Origin of the sequence: Citrobacter sp. CtB7.12 (assembly GCF_001297795.1) — a bacterium.
Classification (GTDB): Bacteria; Pseudomonadota; Gammaproteobacteria; order Enterobacterales; family Enterobacteriaceae; genus Citrobacter_A; species Citrobacter_A amalonaticus.
The window spans coordinates 331141-348890 of the sequence record NZ_LIFT01000003.1; the positions used below are offsets into that span (position 1 = coordinate 331141).

Consider the following 17750-nt stretch of genomic DNA (forward strand, 5'->3'; position numbering starts at 1 on the left):
GCCTGTATGAGGTTATTTCGTTGCGGTCGGTTGTACCGCGGGCTTCGCTTTCTCGAGCGTCGCCAGATCCAGCGCAATCTTCACCGTTTCATCAAGATACGGATCCGGTTCCTGGTAATCTTTTGGCAGGTCGTCCAGTTTCTTCAGAACCGGTTTTCCTTCTCGTTTAAACCGGTCATTGATTCGCGCCAGGCGCAGCGCATCATCTTCGTTATTCTCTTTTTCACGCTGTGCGTAATTCAGAGATACGATGTTGCGTTTATCCTTCATCGCATTGAAACGGGCGATATCCTTCATGATGTACTGGAACTCAGGATCCTGCGCGATACGCGCGTTATGATCTTTGAGTAATTCAGGGCCGAACGGCGTCAGATCGTCTGATTTCACATACGTTGCGGCATCGATGCTATCCCACGGCAACGCATTATCTTCAAATTTCTCACCGGTTTCGGTCTCTTCATTCCCCGTCGGCATGATGATATCCGGCGTGACGCCTTTACGCTGAGTACTGCCGCCATTCACACGATAGAACTTCTGGATCGTGTACTGAACGGAGCCCAGTGCGGGCCATTCTGGACGCAGCATCTGATCGTAAATACGATTCAGCGAACGATACTGCTGCACGGTACCTTTACCGAAAGTCGGCTCACCAACAATCAGTGCACGACCGTAATCCTGCATGGCCGCGGCGAAAATTTCCGATGCCGACGCGCTGAAGCGATCGACCAGAACCACCAGCGGGCCTTTGTAATACACAACGCCATCGGTATCGCTGTCCTCACGGACTTTACCGTTGTTGTCACGAACCTGAACCACCGGACCGGAAGGAATAAACAGACCGGACAGCGAAACAGCCTCCGTCAGCGCCCCGCCGCCGTTGGTCCGCAGATCGATGACGATGCTGCTGACGTTCTGTTTTTCCAGTTTCTGCAACTGAACTTTGACATCGTCAGTCAGGCCAACGTAGAAGCCCGGGATATCCAGTACGCCGACTTTCTCTTTACCTACCGTCTTCACAGACATTTTAACGGCGCGGTCTTCCAGACGGATACGCTCACGCGTCAGTGTGACAATACGGGTTTTTGTGCCTTTGCCGGCAGGCAGAACTTCAAGACGAACCTTGCTGCCTTTTGGCCCTTTGATAAGCGCAACCACATCATCCAGGCGCCAGCCGATCACATCGACCATGCTCTTACCGGTCTGACCCACACCGACAATGCGATCGCCGACGCTAATCGCCTTGCTCTTCGCCGCCGGACCGCCAGCCACCATGGAGTTAATGACCGTATAGTCATCGTCCATTTGCAGCACGGCACCAATCCCTTCAAGGGACAGGCTCATCTCGGTATTAAACTGCTCGGTATTGCGTGGCGAGAGATAGTTGGTATGCGGATCGATTTCCCGCGCAAACGCGGTCATCGCCAGTGAGAAGACATCTTCACTGTTAGTTTGCGTCAGACGACGGATCGCGGATTTATAACGACGCATCAGCGTCTCACGAATTTCTTTATCGTCTTTGCCGGTCAGTTTCAGACTTAACTCATCGAACTTCACCTTGCCGTCCCACAGCGCATTCAGCTCAGCCTCATCTTTTGGCCAGGGTGCTTTGCTGCGATCGAGATTGAAGGTGTCAGTCCCGGTGAAGTCCATCGGACGTTCCAGCACTTTCAGTGCGTACTGAAAACGCTCGAAGCGGCGTTTTTGCGCCAGATTATAGAGATCGTAAAAAACGTCGAGCTTACCCGAACGCAATTCGTCACCCAGTTGCCCTTTCTTCTTCGCAAACTGTTCGACATCCCCCGCCAACAGCACGTTGTGGCTGTAGTCGAGTAAATTCAGATAGCGGTCGAAAATTTTGGCGGAAAAGGCCGAATCGAGATCGAACTGACGGTAGTGAGAACGCGTAAAACGCGACGTGACGCGTTCACTCACCGTCGCGTGCTGGGTTTCTTCCTTAAGAACAGGAATCTGATCGGCACGCGTAATGTCGTCCACTGCGAAGGTCTGGCCTGCTATTGCAAGCAGGCCAGCTAACGCGGTAAGCCTAAAAAATGTGTTCATGCCAGGCCTGGCCTCCGTTTCAGAACACCAGGTGTTCTGCGCGTACAATCAAAGACATACCCGAATTCAGCTGTACACGGACGCCATCTTTGGTGATTTCTAATACGGTGGCATCCATCGCATCGTTGCCCGCTTTCACCTTCAGAGACTGTCCAACGCTCAGCGCTGAAATATCCGAAACCGGAGTCAATTTCTCTTCACGAGGTGCGCGAGACGCTTTCGCGGCAGGTTTTTCAGCACGCGGTTTACGCTCAGTCGCTTCTTTGCGGCGTGGTGCAGGACGCGGCTTACGTTCACGACGCGGAGCGTCTTCAGTTTCCCCTGCAGCAGCGGCAGCTTCACGTTTTTTCGCTTGCTGTTCTGCACGCTGCGCCTGAACGCGAGCTTTCGCTTCTTCAAGCTGCTTACGCGCATGTTCAACGTGCTGCTCATCCAGCTCACCGCACGGGTTGCCGTCGAGATCGACACGCGTTGCGCCCGGCTTAACGCCGTACAGATAACGCCAGCTTGAAGTATAAAGACGTAAAGCGGAACGAAGTTGCGTTTTGCTGAGGTTCATTTCGCCCTCAATACGCTCTACCAGATCCTGAAAAATGCCAATTTTCAGTGGGCGCGCTTCGCCTTCCGCACTAAAACACTGCGGAAAACGCTCGGCCAAAAACGCGATGACTTCTTTACTGCTATTCAACTTAGGTTGATTTTCCATGAAATTTCCTGATTACAACGGACGTAGCCAACAAGCAGCAGGCATGAACAGGCGTCATTATAATGACGCCATCAGTAATTGCTACGTTATCCGTTGATTATCCTGCGACGCTCGCAAAGAATTTTTTGTAATCCGTCATTGCAAGCACGGTTTCAAGCTGCGCAACGAGCCGGCGAAGCCCCTCTTCATCCTCAGCGGTGAAGCGCCCAAACGCCGTACTGTCGATGTCCAGCACGCCAATAATATGACCATTGACGGTTAATGGCAGGACAATTTCCGCATTACTGGCCGCATCGCAGGCGATGTGACCATCAAAGGCGTGAACGTCGTCAACCCGCTGCACCTGGTTGTGGGCAACGGCTGCGCCGCACACACCGCGACCCACCGGGATTCGTACACAGGCAATTTTGCCCTGAAACGGACCTAATACCAGCGTATCGCCCTCAAGCAGGTAAAACCCGGCCCAGTTCACTTGCGAAAGACGTTCGTATAACAGTGCGCTGGTGTTCGCCAGCGTGGCCAGAAAACTGGTCTCTCCTGCCATTAATGCCTGGAAATCGCGGTTCAGTTCCGCGTATAGCTCTGTCTTGTTCATTATATAATCACTTAGTTGTCTTACTCTGATACTGCCAGCCTATTAAAATAAGCATTAAATGCGTTAATGCTCAAGATCATTCCCGTCATGAGTTAAGATTACATAAATCTAACACTTTGATTCGCGATACATGGCTCTCAAGACACCCCAGATCACGCCGACAAAAAAAATAGCGATCCGATCCATCAGCGAAGCACTGCCTCGTGCGCACTATCAGCGTTGCCCTCAGTGCGATTTGCTGTTTAGTCTGCCGAAGATGCGTTCTCACCAGAGCGCATACTGTCCCCGCTGCCAGGCGAAAATTCGTGATGGCCGCGACTGGTCGCTGACGCGGCTGGGCGCGATGGCGGTCACCATGCTGTTGCTGATGCCCTTCGCCTGGGGCGAGCCGCTGCTGCACATCTATCTGCTGGGCATCCGTATTGATGCCAATGTGATGCAGGGGATCTGGCAGATGACAAAGCAAGGCGATCCCATTACCGCGGCGATGGTGCTGTTTTGTGTCGCGGGCGCGCCGCTGATCCTCGTCACCGCAATTGCGTATCTGTGGTTCGGCAATATTCTCGGTATGAATTTGCGCCCGGTGCTGCTAATGCTGGAAAGGCTTAAAGAGTGGGTGATGCTGGACATCTATCTGGTGGGCATTGGTGTGGCATCGATCAAAGTTCAGGATTACGCTTTTTTGCAGCCGGGCGTAGGACTTTACGCCTTTATTGCGCTGGTGGTCCTGAGCATCCTGACGCTGTCGCACCTGAACATCGAACAACTATGGGAACGTTTTTATCCGCAGAGACCGGCAAAGCGTCCGGATGAGCAGTTGCGCGTTTGTCTCGGCTGCCATTTTACCGGCTATCCGGACCCGCGTGGCCGCTGCCCGCGCTGCCATATTCCTTTACGCGAGCGCAGAAACCAGAGCATCCAAAAATGCTGGGCGGCATTGTTGGCATCGATTGTTTTGCTGCTGCCTGCTAACCTTCTGCCTATCTCGGTTATCTACGTGAACGGCGGACGACAGGAAGATACGATCATGTCCGGTATCCTGTCGCTGGCGAACAGCAATGTCGCCGTGGCCGCCGTGGTCTTTATCGCCAGTATTCTGGTGCCATTCACTAAAGTGATCGTCATGTTTACGCTGCTACTCAGCATTCAGTTCAAATGCGAACAGGGTTTACGCACGCGAATGCAACTCTTGCGTCTGGTCACGTGGATCGGTCGCTGGTCGATGCTGGATCTTTTTGTTATCGCTTTAACCATGTCGCTGATTAACCGCGACCAGATTCTTGCTTTTACTATGGGACCGGCTGCGTTTTATTTCGGCTCAGCGGTCATTTTGACTATTCTTGCAGTGGAATGGCTGGACAGCCGCTTACTTTGGGATGCACATGAGTCAGGAAACGCCCGCTTCGCAGACTGAAGCGCAGATTAAAACGAAACGCCGTATCTCACCATTCTGGCTACTCCCGCTGATCGCATTAATGATTGCGGGATGGCTGATATGGAACAGCTATGAAGATCGCGGTAACACTGTGACCATCGACTTCATGTCTGCGGATGGCATTGTCCCGGGCCGTACGCCTGTTCGCTATCAGGGCGTTGAGGTGGGTACGGTTCAGGACATCAGCCTGAGCAAGGATTTACGCAAAATTGAGGTGCGGGTCAGCATCAAGTCCGACATGAAAGACGCGCTACGCGAAGAGACGCAGTTCTGGCTGGTGACGCCTAAAGCGTCGCTCGCAGGCGTCTCTGGCCTCGATGCGCTGGTCGGCGGCAATTATATCGGCATGATGCCCGGTAAAGGTAAAGAGCAAGATCATTTCGTCGCCCTCGACACCCAGCCGAAATATCGGCTGGATAACGGCGATCTGATGATACATCTCAACGCGCCCGACCTCGGATCGTTGAACAGCGGCTCGCTGGTTTATTTCCGCAAAATCCCGGTCGGTAAAGTCTACGACTACAGCATTAACCCGAACAAACAGGGCGTCACCATCGACGTGCTGGTTGAACGCCGCTTTACCAATCTGGTGAAAAAAGGCAGTCGCTTCTGGAACGTTTCCGGCGTGGATGCTGACGTCAGCCTGAGTGGTGCGAAGGTTAAACTGGAAAGTCTGGCGGCCCTGGTGAATGGTGCAATCGCCTTTGACTCACCCGATGATTCAAAAACGGCAGAGCAAGATGATACCTTCGGCCTGTATAAAGATCTGGCCCACAGTCAGCGCGGCGTCATTATTAAACTTGAACTGCCGAGCGGCGAAGGACTGAAGGCTGATTCTACGCCCCTGATGTATCAGGGGCTCGAAGTCGGCCAGCTCACCAAACTGGATTTACAATCCGGTGGCAAAGTCACCGGTGAAATGACCGTTGACCCCAGCGTCGTAGCGCTGTTACGCGACGGCACGCGCATTGAACTGCGCAGTCCCAAGCTCTCGCTCAGTGACGCTAATATCAGTTCGTTACTGACGGGTAAAACCTTTGAACTGGTGCCCGGCGCCGGTGAACCGCGCAGCAAGTTCGTGGTCGTCCCCGGTGAAAAAGCACTGCTCCACGAACCGGACGTCCTGACCTTTACCCTGACCGCGCCTGAAAGCTACGGTATCGATGCAGGTCAACCGCTGATCCTTCACGGCGTCCAGGTGGGCCAGGTGATCGAACGTAAGCTGACCAGCAAAGGGGTCGAGTTTATTGTGGCGGTCGATCCGCAACATCGTGGCCTGGTCCAGGGTGACAGCAAATTCGTGGTCAACAGCCGCGTGGATGTCAAAGTAGGTCTGGATGGCGTGGAGTTCCTCGGCGCCAGCGCCAGCGAATGGATCAGTGGCGGTATTCGCATATTGCCCGGCAGCAAAGGGGAAATGAAGTCAAGCTATCCGCTGTATGCCAACCTGGAAAAAGCGGTAGAGAATAGCCTGAGCGATCTGCCGACCACTACCCTGAGCCTGCGTGCGGAAACATTGCCAGACGTGCAGGCCGGCTCCGTGGTGCTGTATCGTAAATTTGAAGTGGGTGAAGTGATTACCGTACGCCCGCGCGCCGACGCCTTTGACATCGATCTGCACATCAAACCGGAGTACCGCAACCTGCTGACCAGCAATAGCGTCTTCTGGGCCGAAGGTGGCGCTAAAGTGCAGCTCAACGGCAGCGGGTTGACCGTGCAGGCCTCTCCCCTGTCACGTGCGCTGAAGGGGGCGATCAGCTTTGATAACCTCAGCGGCGCCAGCGCCAGCCAGCGCAAAGGCGACAAGCGCATTTTGTATGCTTCCGAAACCGCCGCACGTGCGGTTGGCGGGCAGATTACCCTTCACGCCTTTGATGCCGGGAAACTGGCGGCAGGAATGCCCATTCGCTACCTCGGTATTGATATCGGACAGATCCAGACGCTTGAACTGCTCACTTCGCGCAACGAGGTACAGGCGAAGGCAGTATTGTATCCGGAATATGTGCAGACCTTCGCCCGTGGCGGGACGCGCTTCTCTGTGATTACGCCGCAAATCTCGGCCGCTGGCGTGGAACATCTCGACACGATCCTGCAACCCTACATCAACGTCGAGCCGGGTCGGGGTAATCCGCGCCGTGACTTTGAACTGCAAGAAGCGACCATTACCGACTCACGCTACCTTGACGGGCTGAGTATTGTGCTCGAAGTTCCCGAAGCGGGCTCGCTGGCGATCGGTACGCCGGTACTGTTCCGCGGGATTGAAGTTGGTACTGTCACCGGCATGACGCTCGGTACTCTGTCTGACCGCGTGATGATCGCCTTGCGCATCAGTCAACGCTACCAGCACCTGGTCCGCAACAACTCCGTCTTCTGGCTGGCGTCCGGTTACAGTCTGGACTTCGGCCTGACGGGCGGCGTAGTGAAGACCGGTACCTTTAATCAGTTTATTCGCGGCGGCATTGCCTTCGCCACGCCGCCTGGCACTCCGCTGGCGCCGAAAGCGCAGGCGGGTAAACACTTCCTGCTGCTGGAAAGTGAACCGAAAGAGTGGCGTGAATGGGGCACCGCGCTGCCACGTTAGTATCAGGCTCCGGCGTGCTCGCGCCGGAGCCTTTATGCTACACTGAGCGCTTGTTTTTCTGCCGGTGGTACTCCCCCGTGACTCAACACGCTGTTTATTTTCCTGACGCCTTTTTAACGCAAATGCGCGAGGCAATGCCTGCGCATCTCTCTTTTGACGATTTTCTCGCCGCTTGCCAGCGTCCGTTACGCCGCAGCATCCGCGTGAATACGCTTAAGATTTCAGTGGCCGATTTTCTCACCTTAACCGCCCCGTATGGCTGGTCGTTGACGCCCGTTCCCTGGTGCGAAGAAGGTTTCTGGATTGAGCGTGAGGATGAAGATGCGCTGCCGCTCGGCAGTACCGCCGAGCATCTGAGCGGTCTGTTTTATATTCAGGAAGCCAGTTCCATGTTGCCGGTTGCCGCCCTGTTTGCCGACGATAATTCCCCCAAACGCGTGATGGACGTTGCTGCCGCGCCTGGCTCAAAAACCACGCAAATCGCTGCGCGCATGGGTAATCAGGGCGCGATCCTCGCGAACGAATACTCAGCCAGTCGGGTGAAAGTGCTGCATGCCAATATCAGTCGCTGTGGGATCAGTAACGTGGCACTGACCCATTTTGACGGCCGCGTATTTGGTGCAGCGCTGCCGGAAATGTTCGATGCGATTTTGCTTGATGCACCTTGCTCGGGTGAAGGTGTCGTGCGTAAGGATCCGGATGCGCTAAAAAACTGGTCCGTTGAGAGCAATCTTGAGATTGCCGCAACCCAGCGCGAACTGATCGAAAGTGCGTTTCACGCCCTGCGCCCTGGCGGTACGCTGGTCTATTCAACCTGTACGTTGAATCGTGAAGAAAACGAGTCGGTGCTGGCCTGGCTGAAAGAGACCTGGCCGGAGGCGGTGGAATTTTTACCGTTGGGCGATCTTTTTCCTGAGGCGAATCAGGCGCTGACGGCAGAAGGTTTCCTGCATGTGTTCCCGCAGATTTATGACTGCGAAGGATTCTTCGTCGCCCGCCTGCGTAAAACGGCCTCCATTCCCGCACTGCCAGCACCGAAGTACAAAGTGGGCAACTTCCCCTTCACCCCCGTCAAAGGTCGCGAAGCCGCGAATCTGACCCAGGCAGCTAATGCCCTCAGTCTGCACTGGGGCGAAAACCTGCGCCTCTGGCAGCGTGATAAAGAGGTCTGGCTTTTCCCGGCGGAGATAGAACCGCTGATCGGCAAAGTCCGTTTCTCCCGGCTCGGCATTAGGCTGGCTGAAACGCATAATAAAGGTTATCGCTGGCAGCACGAAGCGGTCATCGCGCTGGCTGATGTCAATCATCGCTGTGCGTTTGAACTGTCTCAGCCGGAAGCCGAAGAGTGGTATCGCGGTCGCGATGTCTACCCGCAGACCGTCCCCACCACTGACGATGTGCTGGTGACCTTCCAGCATCAGCCGATTGGCCTTGCCAAACGGATCGGCTCGCGCCTGAAAAACAGTTACCCGCGTGAACTGGTTCGTGATGGCAAATTGTTTACCGGTAACGTCTGAAATCAGAAAATTTGCGCATTTTTTGACTGGCGCTTTTGCCTGCGTTGACTACGCTGAAAAATGGACGGCCTAACTGGTCGTACCACAATCAGCGAATTAACGGAGAGCACGATGATGAAAACCAGTGTGCGCATTGGCGCCTTTGAAATTGACGATGCCGAGTTACACGGCGAGTCGCCGGGAGACCGAACGTTAACCATTCCGTGTAAATCTGATCCGGATTTATGCATGCAACTGGATGCCTGGGACGACGAAACCAGCGTTCCGGCCCTACTGAATGGCGAACATTCGGTTCTTTTCCGTAAACACTACGATCGTAAGTCTGATGCCTGGATCATGCGTCTTGCCTGATTCAAAAAGAACCCGTCTGCCGGCGGGTTATTTATTTCCCCCTTCCCGCTTGCGTTAATTCCTCCTACACTTTTGTTATGGCTGTACAAAATGAGGATAGGATGTTCGCACTGGTTCTGTTTGTCTGTTATCTGGATGGTGGTTGCGAAGATATCGTAGTGGATGTTTACGATACAGAGCGGCAGTGCCTGTATTATATGGACGATCAACGGATTCGTCAGGGCGGCTGCTTTCCGGTTGAGGATTTTATCGATGGATTCTGGGCGCCCGCCCAGCAATACAGCGACTTTTAATCACTGTAGTTGTACCAGCGTTAACTCGCCGCCGAATACCGCTCCCGTATCGATGTAGTGCAGATTGTCGCTGTCTACACGTTGACGCAACGGCGTATGGCCAAACCAGAAATGGTCAGCGCCGGCGATAGCTGTCCCTTCTCCTGCCAGATGCGCACTCAGTCGCGCGCGTCGCCACAACACCTCCGTAAGGTTAACCGGCTTTTGCCACTGATAAATATCTTCCGGGTAATCGGCGTGGGCGACCACATGGGTCGCCTCGCGGCAATGCAATTCCAGGATCCACGGCAGATGCTGGCAGTATTCCAGTGCCAGCGTTGCATGATGCCGTTTCTGCTCAGGCAACGCCGTAAACCAGCCGCCACCATTCATCGTCCACAACGACCACTGTGACGTGCGCAATGCATCTATCGCCATCTGCTCATGGTTCCCTCTGACTGCCACCATCCAGCGCTTATGCAGCAACTGCAAGCAGCGCAGACTGTCAGGACCGCGATCGATGAGATCGCCCACAGAGACCAGTAAATCTTGCCAGGGATCAAAGCGACAGGCCCGCAGCTTTGCCATCAGCAGCGCAAAACAGCCGTGGATATCCCCGACCACCCAGATGTGTCGCCACTGTGCCCCTTCGATCATTTGGTAGCTTTTTTCAGGCTGTTTCATGAGAGTTTTTGTCCTCAGTCACGCCCTAACACAAATTTAACAATAGCAGCAAAAAACGCTGGACGTTTATGCCCGGGTGTGGGTATGGTTTACTCAGAATGATAAGTGCGAAACGCCATTAGGCTCAGGAAAAGTACACGTTCTGCAGATAAAAAGAGACCGAATACGATTCCTGTATTCGGTCCAGGGAAATGGCTCTTGGGAGAGAGCCGTGCGCTAAAAGTTGGCATTAATGCAGGCTAAGTCGCCTTGCCTTTTAAGAATAGATGACGACGCCAGGTTTTCCAGTCTGCGGCTTGCACGGCTGGAAAAAAACGGCGCTGATCACTGGCTGAAATGTAAAAACCGCAAGACGCTTTACAAAAGACTTGCGGTTTTTTATTGGAAATCAGAAAGATACTTTTGGTAACTAACAGAGCTTTTCCGCTCGTTCGATAAACGGTGCCAGACTCATTTTTTCACCCGGTTTTGCCGGATCGTCAATCTGAATCACCGACAGGGGCTGCGCATTTGTTTTACCGCTCGCCACCTGCTCTTGTGCAACATCGTTTAACGGATACTGAACAAGCGTGCTGGGGTTAATCACATACAGCGCGTTTCCTGGCCGACAGGTCAGCATCACCTCTTCACGATTGAACGCCCATTTATCTTTACCGATTTCAAAACGGCTTACGGTGATGACCTGCGGTGCCGCCAGCGCAACCCCTGAGCTAGTCAGAAGCAGCAAAGAGAGAATCACTTTTTTCATGAATTTTGCCTGTCCTTCAGAACGGTTCCAGCGTCGCAAACACACTGACGATTGCCAGCACGACGGCGCCAACTCCCCATTCGATCTTCGTCATCCAAATAAAACACCGATTGATGCGTCGACTATCCTGCCGCATTCGTGGTACGAGAAGATACCGATTCGCCAGTGCGATTGCCACCATTAGCAGGACAAGTGCACATTTTAGCAAAAGCAGTTGCCCCCAGGCGGTCTGCCATGGCAGGGAAAAACCCTGAATAAACAGCACATTGGCGATACCAGTGAGTAATACTCCCGCCACGGCAAGATGCCCATAGCGAGAAAAACGCATCATGGTGTAAACCGCCTGTTGCTGCCAGCGTCCTTTTGCCATGTGCATGCAATAAATCACCGGTAGCAGTCCTCCAAACCAGGTTGCAGCGCAAATCAGATGCATTGCATGGTTTGTCTGCTGGAGCGCACCAATAACCCCCGAGTGCAGTGTGGCATGCCCAACCCCCGTCAGCAGGGCAAACTGTGCGAGAGTTAAGAGCAGTAATAGTCGCGCTAAATCACGCGGCACAATCAACGCGACAACCAACGTAACCAGCGCCAGAACGATTTGCCAGAGCCACACACCGCCAAACTGAGTTTGCAATACCGCGCCCCAGACAGACACAGAGATAACATCCGGCCAGCCAGAGCCCATAAGCCCACCCTGGACTGCCAGCATCAGTAATGCACTCACAAAACCCCATAACGCAGCATGTTGTTGCAGGCGCAGGAAGCGTCTGCTCATCAGACGGCGGATCGATGCCGGCGCAAGCCATGCGCCGTAGAGCGCAGAGCCAAACACCAGCATCAGGGCGGTAAAATGGATGAAGCGGAGAACAACCCACGTCAGCGTCAGCATGTTTATTTCACACTAAAGGTGTACTGCCCTTTGGTTTTGTGCCCATCGACAGACACCACGTGCCAGTTCACCGTGTATTGACCCGGCTTCAGCGTTTCATCAAGCGGGACGATGAGCTGTTTTTTATCCTGTTCGTTACGCTTTGCGGGACGGGTTCTGATTCCCTCTTGTTTTGGACCGGTAATTGTCGCCCCGCTGAATCCGGGCTCAATACCTTCAGAGAAATTAAGCGTCAGCGCCTGCGGCGCGGCGGTTACCTCGGCATCCGCCGCGGGATACTGATGTGTCAGATGCGCATGCGCCCACACGGTGGGGGTTGCCAGAGCGGCTGCCAGAAAAAGGAGCGTATAGCGGAAAGTACGTGCAGGAGAGACCATATCAACTATTCCCTTTTGTAATGACTTATCCTGAGAGGATAACCTTCTATAATGTTCACGTCGACAATCATCAATTGCGGCTTGCCATTGTGGTCGACTCTTAGTAACTTCTGCGCGCAAGATCGAAGGAGAAGCCCATGCACAAAAATCTGGCTCAGCTTGAACAAGCTGAAATGGACAAAGTAAACGTAGATCTGGCCGCTGCCGGCGTCGCGTTTAAAGAGCGCTACAACATGCCCGTTGTCGCTGAAGTGGTAGAACGTGAGCAACCTGCACATCTGCGCGACTGGTTTCGCGAGCGTCTGATCGCCCATCGTCTGGCGTCCGTTTCGTTGTCCCGTTTACCGTATGAGCCGAAACCTAAATAATTTTTCGGCGTGAAGTTACATATCCTTACATATTGCCTGCTACAGTATAAGTGCATTCTTATTCTATGATTTAAGGATGATTGTAGACACTATGAAAAGGAAGTCATTATGTCACGCTGGAAAATCGCTGCTGCACAGTATGAACCGCTAAAAACATCTGTTCGTGAACATATCACTCATCACCTGAATTTCATCGACGCAGCAGCCCGGCAACAGTGCGAACTGTTGGTGTTTCCCGCCCTCTCCTTACTCGGTTGCATGGACGAATCGCAGTGCCTGCCTGCGCCGCCGGATATCGATATCAGTCTGCTACAACCGCTCTCTCAGGCCGCCCACGCGCACCGCATGACGATCATTGCCGGTCTTCCGGTCGAACATAACAACCGTTTTGTCAAAGGGATTGCCGTCTTCGCACCATGGATAACCTCACTGCGTCTGTTTCCTCAAAGCCACGGTGCGTGTCTTGGTAAGGGCCTGAAAGCCATCAGCGTGGTGGATGAGCAACCGGAAGGTGTCGATATGGATCCGGCGTTTTCTCTGTTTACTACCAGCCAAAGCGTCAGTGAGCCGGAATTGCTGACCTCCACGTCGCAGTTACAACGTTTCTCGCATCAATTCTCGATTGCCGTACTGATGGCCAATGCGCGAGGAAGTAGCGCATTATGGGATGAAAGCGGGCAATTAATTGTCCGCGCCGACCGTGGTTCGCTGTTATTAACGGGGCAGCGCACAACGCAGGGTTGGCAAGGTGATATCATTCCATTACGCTAATCGTTTTCGGTCAGGAGTTTTACATGCTGCGCATCATCGATACTGAGACCTGTGGCCTGCAGGGCGGGATTGTAGAGATCGCCTCTGTTGACGTGGTTGACGGTAAGATCGTGAATCCTATGAGCCACCTGGTGCGCCCTGACCGGCCAATCTCGCCACAGGCGATGGCCATTCATCGCATTACCGAAGCGATGGTGGCAGATAAGCCGTGGATTGAAGAGGTTATCCCCCACTATTACGGCAGCGAATGGTATGTGGCGCACAACGCCAGCTTTGACCGTCGTGTGCTGCCAGACATGCCAGGCGAGTGGATCTGCACCATGAAACTTTCCCGCCGCCTCTGGCCAGGGATTAAGTACAGTAATATGGCGCTCTATAAGTCACGTAAACTGAACGTGCAAACGCCTGCGGGTCTGCATCACCACCGCGCACTCTATGACTGCTATATTACCGCCGCGCTGCTCATCGATATTATGAATACTTCCGGCTGGACGGCGGAGCAGATGGTCGATATCACCGGGCGGCCGGGGTTACTGACCACCTTCACCTTTGGTAAGTATCGCGGCAAAGCCGTTTCCGATGTCGCAGAGCGCGATCCGGGCTATTTGCGCTGGTTGTTTAATAACCTCGACAGCATGAGCCCGGAGCTGCGTTTAACCCTCAAACACTATCTGGATAACGCCTGAACAGCGCCGTTACCGGGCAATGTTCCTTGTGCTAGACCAATCAGGAATGCAAATTCCAGCGCCACGCCTTCCCAGGATTTATAACGACCTGACTTACCGCCGTGTCCGGAATCCATATCGGTGCACAGCAACAGCAGATGGTCATCAGTTTTCAGCTCGCGCAGTTTCGCCACCCATTTTGCCGGTTCCCAGTACTGGACCTGCGAATCATGCAGTCCGGTGGTGACCAACAGATGCGGGTAAGCCTGCGCCTTGACGTTATCGTACGGACTGTAGCTTTTCATGTAAGCGTAATACTGCGGATCTTTCGGATTCCCCCACTCCTCAAACTCACCGGTCGTCAGGGGTATCGACTCATCCAGCATCGTCGTCACCACATCCACAAACGGCACCTGGGCAACCACACCATGAAAGCGTTCGGGACGCTCGTTGATCGCCACGCCCATTAGCATTCCTCCCGCGCTACCGCCCATGCCATAACAGAGAGAGGGCGAGCCGTAGCCCTGGGCAATCAACGCATCGCAGGCATCAAGATAGTCGTTGAAGGTATTGCGCTTTTTCAGGAATTTACCGTCTTCATACCACTGCTGCCCCAGTTCGCTTCCGCCTCGCACGTGAACGATGGCATAGACAAATCCACGATCCAGCAGACTTAACCGGCTGCTGCTGAAATCGGCATCCATGCTGGCGCCGTAGGAACCGTAGCCGTAAACCAGTAACGGATTTTGCCCCTTACGGAAGTATTTCTGATGATAGACCAGTGATACCGGAACCTCGACACCATCACGGGCGGTGATCCACAGGTGTTCACTGCGATAGTTGGCGGCGTCAAATCCCGGTACCTCTGTCTGTTTAATTACCCGTCGTTCACCCGTATCCATGTCCAGTTCAAACAGCGTGTCCGGCGTGGTCATCGAGGAGTAGCCATAGCGCAGGCGTGAGGTTTCCGGTTCCGGATTGTACGCAAGCCAGGTGACATAAGCCGGATCGTCGAAGGCAATCCCCACCACCTCGCGAGTTTTACGATTGATCTGCCGCAGGCTGGTTAAGCCACGCTGGCGCTCTTCCACTACCAGCCAGTCGGTAAAAAGCGTAAACCCTTCCAGCATGATCGCTTCACGGGCCGGGATCAGCGTTTCCCACTGTTTCTCATCGCGCACACGGGTGCGATAAAGACCAAAATTTTTACCCTCGCGGTTCGAACGCAGATAAAACTTATGTTGATAGTGATCGAGGCTGTATTCGTGATCCTTGCGGCGCGGCAGGAAGATGAAAGGTTCAGCATCAGCCAGTTCAGCATCCAGCAGTAAAACCTCGCTGGTCGTCGCGCTCGCCAGATGAATGACGAGGTAATGTTGCGACGTCGTTTTGTGCAGGCTGACGTAGAAAGTGTCGTCTTTTTCTTCGTAAATCAGCTCGTCATCGGCTGAGGGCGTGCCGACGGTATGACGCCAGACCTGGTAAGGTAAGAGCGTCGTGGCATGTTTACGGACGTAGTAAAAGGTCAGGGAATCATTTGCCCAGACAAATTCGGGAGCCACATTATCCAGCATCTCCGGATACCAGTTACCGTTTTCCAGATTGCGAAAACGGATCCCGTACTGGCGGCGCGAAAGATAATCTTCCGCCAGCGCCATAATGGTGTTATCCGGCGTTATCGCCAGTCGTCCCAGAGTGTAGAACTCACTGTGTGCCGCCCGTTTGTTGCCATCAAGCAGCGTTTCCCAGTCATCCCATTCCTCACTCAGTGCAGACTGGCGTTGATAAATGGCGTACTCACACCCGGGTTCATAGAGATGGCGATAGCGATAACCGTTCTTCACGTATGGCGCAGAGGTGTCGCGGGGAGGAATGCGATCGATAATTTCTTTTAGCACGCGATCCTGCAAGGCTTGCTGCGTAGACATAACCTGATGTCCGTAGCGGTTTTCCTGTTGCAGGTAGTCAAGCACCTCGGGCTGCGAGCGCGTGTCGTCCCGCAGCCAGTAGTAGTTATCAATGCGCGTGTCGCCATGGACCGTCATGGCGTAAGGGATACGATTTGCTTTTGGCAGCATGTGTCTGTTTCTTTCGTCTTTATACATCCTCTAAGGGTGGCAAAAGTCACGAATGATGCAAGCGAAACATGCTGCGCGCGGTATTTCGTTAGCCAGGTAATGCCTGTTTTTGCTGTTTCAAATCCTGCTCAATGCCATCACGGACATCCTGTGGGATCTTCAGCGCATCACCCAGCGCGTTCAGGTAGCTGCGCTCCATAAAGTGGTCGATATCAATCGCCGCACAGCTGAGGAAATAGATCTCCAGCGCCTCTTCTTCGTTGCGGATCCCCTGCGCAAGGCGCTGAGGATCGAGCGGCTGCTCAATCGCCTGTTCAATGAAAACGCGCCCCTGCTCTTCTACACCTGCTTCACGCAGTTGCTGTTCGATTGCCGCCCGCTCGTTGGCATCAATATGGCCATCACTTTTCGCGGCGAAGACCAGCGCCAGGATCAGCCGTTCGGTGCGCACATCCAGCGGCGTACTTTGCGCGCCGAACTGTGGTTCACCCTGATGCGCCGCACGGATTTTATCCTTGTACTTGTTCCACAAGACCGTCCCCGCCACCGCACCGCCGCCGACCAGCAGCGCGCTGGTGCCATATTTGCTGAGCAGTTTGCGTGAGGATTTGTTAGCGATCAGTAACCCCGCCAGACCACCCAACGCGCCGGGTACCAGCAGCTTACTTAATCCCTGTTCACCTGAAGAAGAGGAGGACGATCCGTTTTGCCCGAGAAGAGAGTGTAATTGATTAAGCCAGTTAGCCATTTTGCCCCTCAAGTGCTGACAATGAATTGTCAAAGCGTACCCGAGGGGATGTCAGGAAATGTCTGTCAGCGCTAAAGATGCGCAAATGTTCGTGCTATTGCGAACGATATTCCGCCGTGCCGGCCTTGCAGTCGACCTTCACCAGATAATGAATATCCGCACTTTTCCCACGCACGGTCAGCGGTACTACCCACTTACCCTCTCCACCGGTGATCTCTTTTGGATTAACCCATGCCACCGGGTCGGCCTGACCCACATGTTTTTGATCGTCGGCCCAACGCGCAATGCGATTCTGCTGATAATCGCGCTTAACGCTCGCCGCAATACCCTCGGTATCCAGACCTTCACAGTTAAGGAACTTAACCGTCTTACTGTCCGTGCCTGCCGCAGACACCGATACGCTGGTGCATAACAACAGCAAGCAGGCTAACACACCCGTTCTTTTCATACTTTTCCCTTTCTCCATAGCACAGTGATACAGGGAAAAGCATGGTACAAAACGTCAGGAGCGCAAGTCAGATTCAGGCCGCCTGCGTATCGTCCCCGGCAGCGGCGTCATTATCAACCACCTGCGGAGAAGGCAACTTGCCGGTTTTGAGGATGGTGCTCAGCACCTCTTTTTGTTCGGCCAGCCACAGCGACAGCGCCTCACGCTGTTCGTCTTCCAGCGTTAGCGGGGACTGTTCAAGCCAGGTGTCGAGTAGATCCGCCGTATCCAGCATCTTGTCATACGCATCGGCTTCCTTTTTGCTGGTAAATGACATTTTTTCCTCACCTTCCCGAATGACTACGTATTTAACTTCAACCGCCATGTTGCAGCCTCTCAATATTACTGTATTTATGTACAGTATATTCTATTTCACCGCTGAAATCAACCTGGCAATAAAGACATACGCAAACGTTT

19 protein-coding genes are annotated in these 17750 nt (G+C 53.7%); 8 read left to right on the forward strand and 11 right to left on the reverse strand.

From position 1 onward, the window contains the following. Positions 1–12 precede the first annotated feature (12 nt). The 3 genes from prc to AOY24_RS05560 form a co-directional block, all read right to left on the reverse strand. Positions 13–2061 (reverse strand): carboxy terminal-processing peptidase, encoded by a 2049-nt coding sequence (gene prc, locus AOY24_RS05550; protein WP_054176285.1) that lies wholly within the window; start codon positions 2059–2061, stop codon positions 13–15. Between the two features lie 19 nt (positions 2062–2080). Next, entirely contained in the window at positions 2081–2767 is a 687-nt protein-coding gene (gene proQ, locus AOY24_RS05555) for an RNA chaperone ProQ (RefSeq protein WP_054176286.1), read from the reverse strand. Between the two features lie 97 nt (positions 2768–2864). Next, positions 2865–3362 carry a GAF domain-containing protein gene (locus tag AOY24_RS05560; RefSeq protein WP_043000396.1) on the reverse strand — a complete coding sequence of 166 codons (498 nt, stop codon included), beginning with the start codon at positions 3360–3362 and terminating at the stop codon, positions 2865–2867. 130 nt (positions 3363–3492) lie between these two features. On the opposite strand from AOY24_RS05560, the gene yebS reads away from it, so the two are divergent. The 5 genes from yebS (at position 3493) to AOY24_RS05585 (ending at position 9539) form a co-directional block, all read left to right on the forward strand. Continuing rightward, positions 3493–4776, forward strand: coding sequence for a membrane integrity lipid transport subunit YebS (yebS, locus tag AOY24_RS05565; RefSeq protein WP_043000395.1), 1284 nt, complete (start codon positions 3493–3495; stop codon positions 4774–4776). After that, complete coding sequence (locus AOY24_RS05570) at positions 4745–7378, forward strand: PqiB family protein (RefSeq protein ID WP_054176287.1); 2634 nt, start codon at positions 4745–4747, stop codon at positions 7376–7378. Before yebS ends, AOY24_RS05570 begins: the two co-directional genes overlap by 32 nt. 77 nt (positions 7379–7455) lie before the next feature. Then, positions 7456–8895, forward strand: coding sequence for a 16S rRNA (cytosine(1407)-C(5))-methyltransferase RsmF (gene rsmF / locus AOY24_RS05575; protein ID WP_082366170.1), 1440 nt, complete (start codon positions 7456–7458; stop codon positions 8893–8895). Between the two features lie 114 nt (positions 8896–9009). Further along, complete coding sequence (locus AOY24_RS05580; RefSeq protein WP_161215572.1) at positions 9010–9246, forward strand: YebV family protein; 237 nt, start codon at positions 9010–9012, stop codon at positions 9244–9246. A gap of 101 nt (positions 9247–9347) precedes the next feature. Further along, a complete protein-coding gene (locus AOY24_RS05585) occupies positions 9348–9539 on the forward strand; it encodes a YebW family protein (RefSeq protein ID WP_043000391.1) in 192 nt (63 codons plus the stop codon). On the opposite strand, the gene pphA is transcribed toward AOY24_RS05585, so the two are convergent. The 4 genes from pphA to yobA form a co-directional block, all read right to left on the reverse strand. After that, a complete protein-coding gene (pphA, locus tag AOY24_RS05590) occupies positions 9540–10202 on the reverse strand; it encodes a protein-serine/threonine phosphatase (RefSeq protein WP_043000390.1) in 663 nt (220 codons plus the stop codon). 409 nt (positions 10203–10611) lie between these two features. Then, the gene (locus AOY24_RS05595; protein WP_043000379.1) at positions 10612–10950 is read right to left on the reverse strand and encodes a YebY family protein; all 339 of its coding nucleotides are present in this window, start codon (positions 10948–10950) and stop codon (positions 10612–10614) included. Positions 10951–10966: 16 nt separating this feature from the next. Then, the gene (gene copD, locus AOY24_RS05600) at positions 10967–11839 is read right to left on the reverse strand and encodes a copper homeostasis membrane protein CopD (protein WP_054176289.1); all 873 of its coding nucleotides are present in this window, start codon (positions 11837–11839) and stop codon (positions 10967–10969) included. Between the two features lie 2 nt (positions 11840–11841). Beyond that, positions 11842–12216, reverse strand: a complete 375-nt coding sequence (yobA, locus tag AOY24_RS05605; protein ID WP_044326804.1) for a CopC domain-containing protein YobA — start codon at positions 12214–12216, stop codon at positions 11842–11844. Between the two features lie 137 nt (positions 12217–12353). On the opposite strand from yobA, the gene AOY24_RS05610 reads away from it, so the two are divergent. The 3 genes from AOY24_RS05610 to exoX all read left to right on the forward strand — a co-directional run bounded on the left by AOY24_RS05610 (position 12354) and on the right by exoX (position 14041). Continuing rightward, the gene (locus AOY24_RS05610; RefSeq protein ID WP_042318454.1) at positions 12354–12584 is read left to right on the forward strand and encodes a DNA polymerase III subunit theta; all 231 of its coding nucleotides are present in this window, start codon (positions 12354–12356) and stop codon (positions 12582–12584) included. 108 nt (positions 12585–12692) lie between these two features. Further along, positions 12693–13355, forward strand: a complete 663-nt coding sequence (locus tag AOY24_RS05615) for a carbon-nitrogen hydrolase family protein (protein WP_054176290.1) — start codon at positions 12693–12695, stop codon at positions 13353–13355. Positions 13356–13378: 23 nt separating this feature from the next. Continuing rightward, positions 13379–14041, forward strand: coding sequence for an exodeoxyribonuclease X (gene exoX, locus AOY24_RS05620; RefSeq protein ID WP_043000375.1), 663 nt, complete (start codon positions 13379–13381; stop codon positions 14039–14041). On the opposite strand, the gene ptrB is transcribed toward exoX, so the two are convergent. The 4 genes from ptrB to yebG form a co-directional block, all read right to left on the reverse strand. Beyond that, positions 14023–16098, reverse strand: coding sequence for an oligopeptidase B (ptrB, locus tag AOY24_RS05625; RefSeq protein ID WP_054176291.1), 2076 nt, complete (start codon positions 16096–16098; stop codon positions 14023–14025). The two genes, exoX and ptrB, sit on opposite strands and share 19 nt — an antisense overlap. An 88-nt stretch (positions 16099–16186) precedes the next feature. Beyond that, on the reverse strand, positions 16187–16846 hold the full coding sequence (locus AOY24_RS05630; RefSeq protein ID WP_044264765.1) for a tellurite resistance TerB family protein: 660 nt from the start codon (positions 16844–16846) through the stop codon (positions 16187–16189). 94 nt (positions 16847–16940) lie between these two features. Beyond that, entirely contained in the window at positions 16941–17294 is a 354-nt protein-coding gene (gene yebF / locus AOY24_RS05635) for a protein YebF (RefSeq protein WP_043000372.1), read from the reverse strand. 73 nt (positions 17295–17367) lie between these two features. Then, positions 17368–17658, reverse strand: coding sequence for a DNA damage-inducible protein YebG (gene yebG, locus AOY24_RS05640; protein ID WP_043000371.1), 291 nt, complete (start codon positions 17656–17658; stop codon positions 17368–17370). Positions 17659–17750: the final 92 nt, after the last annotated feature.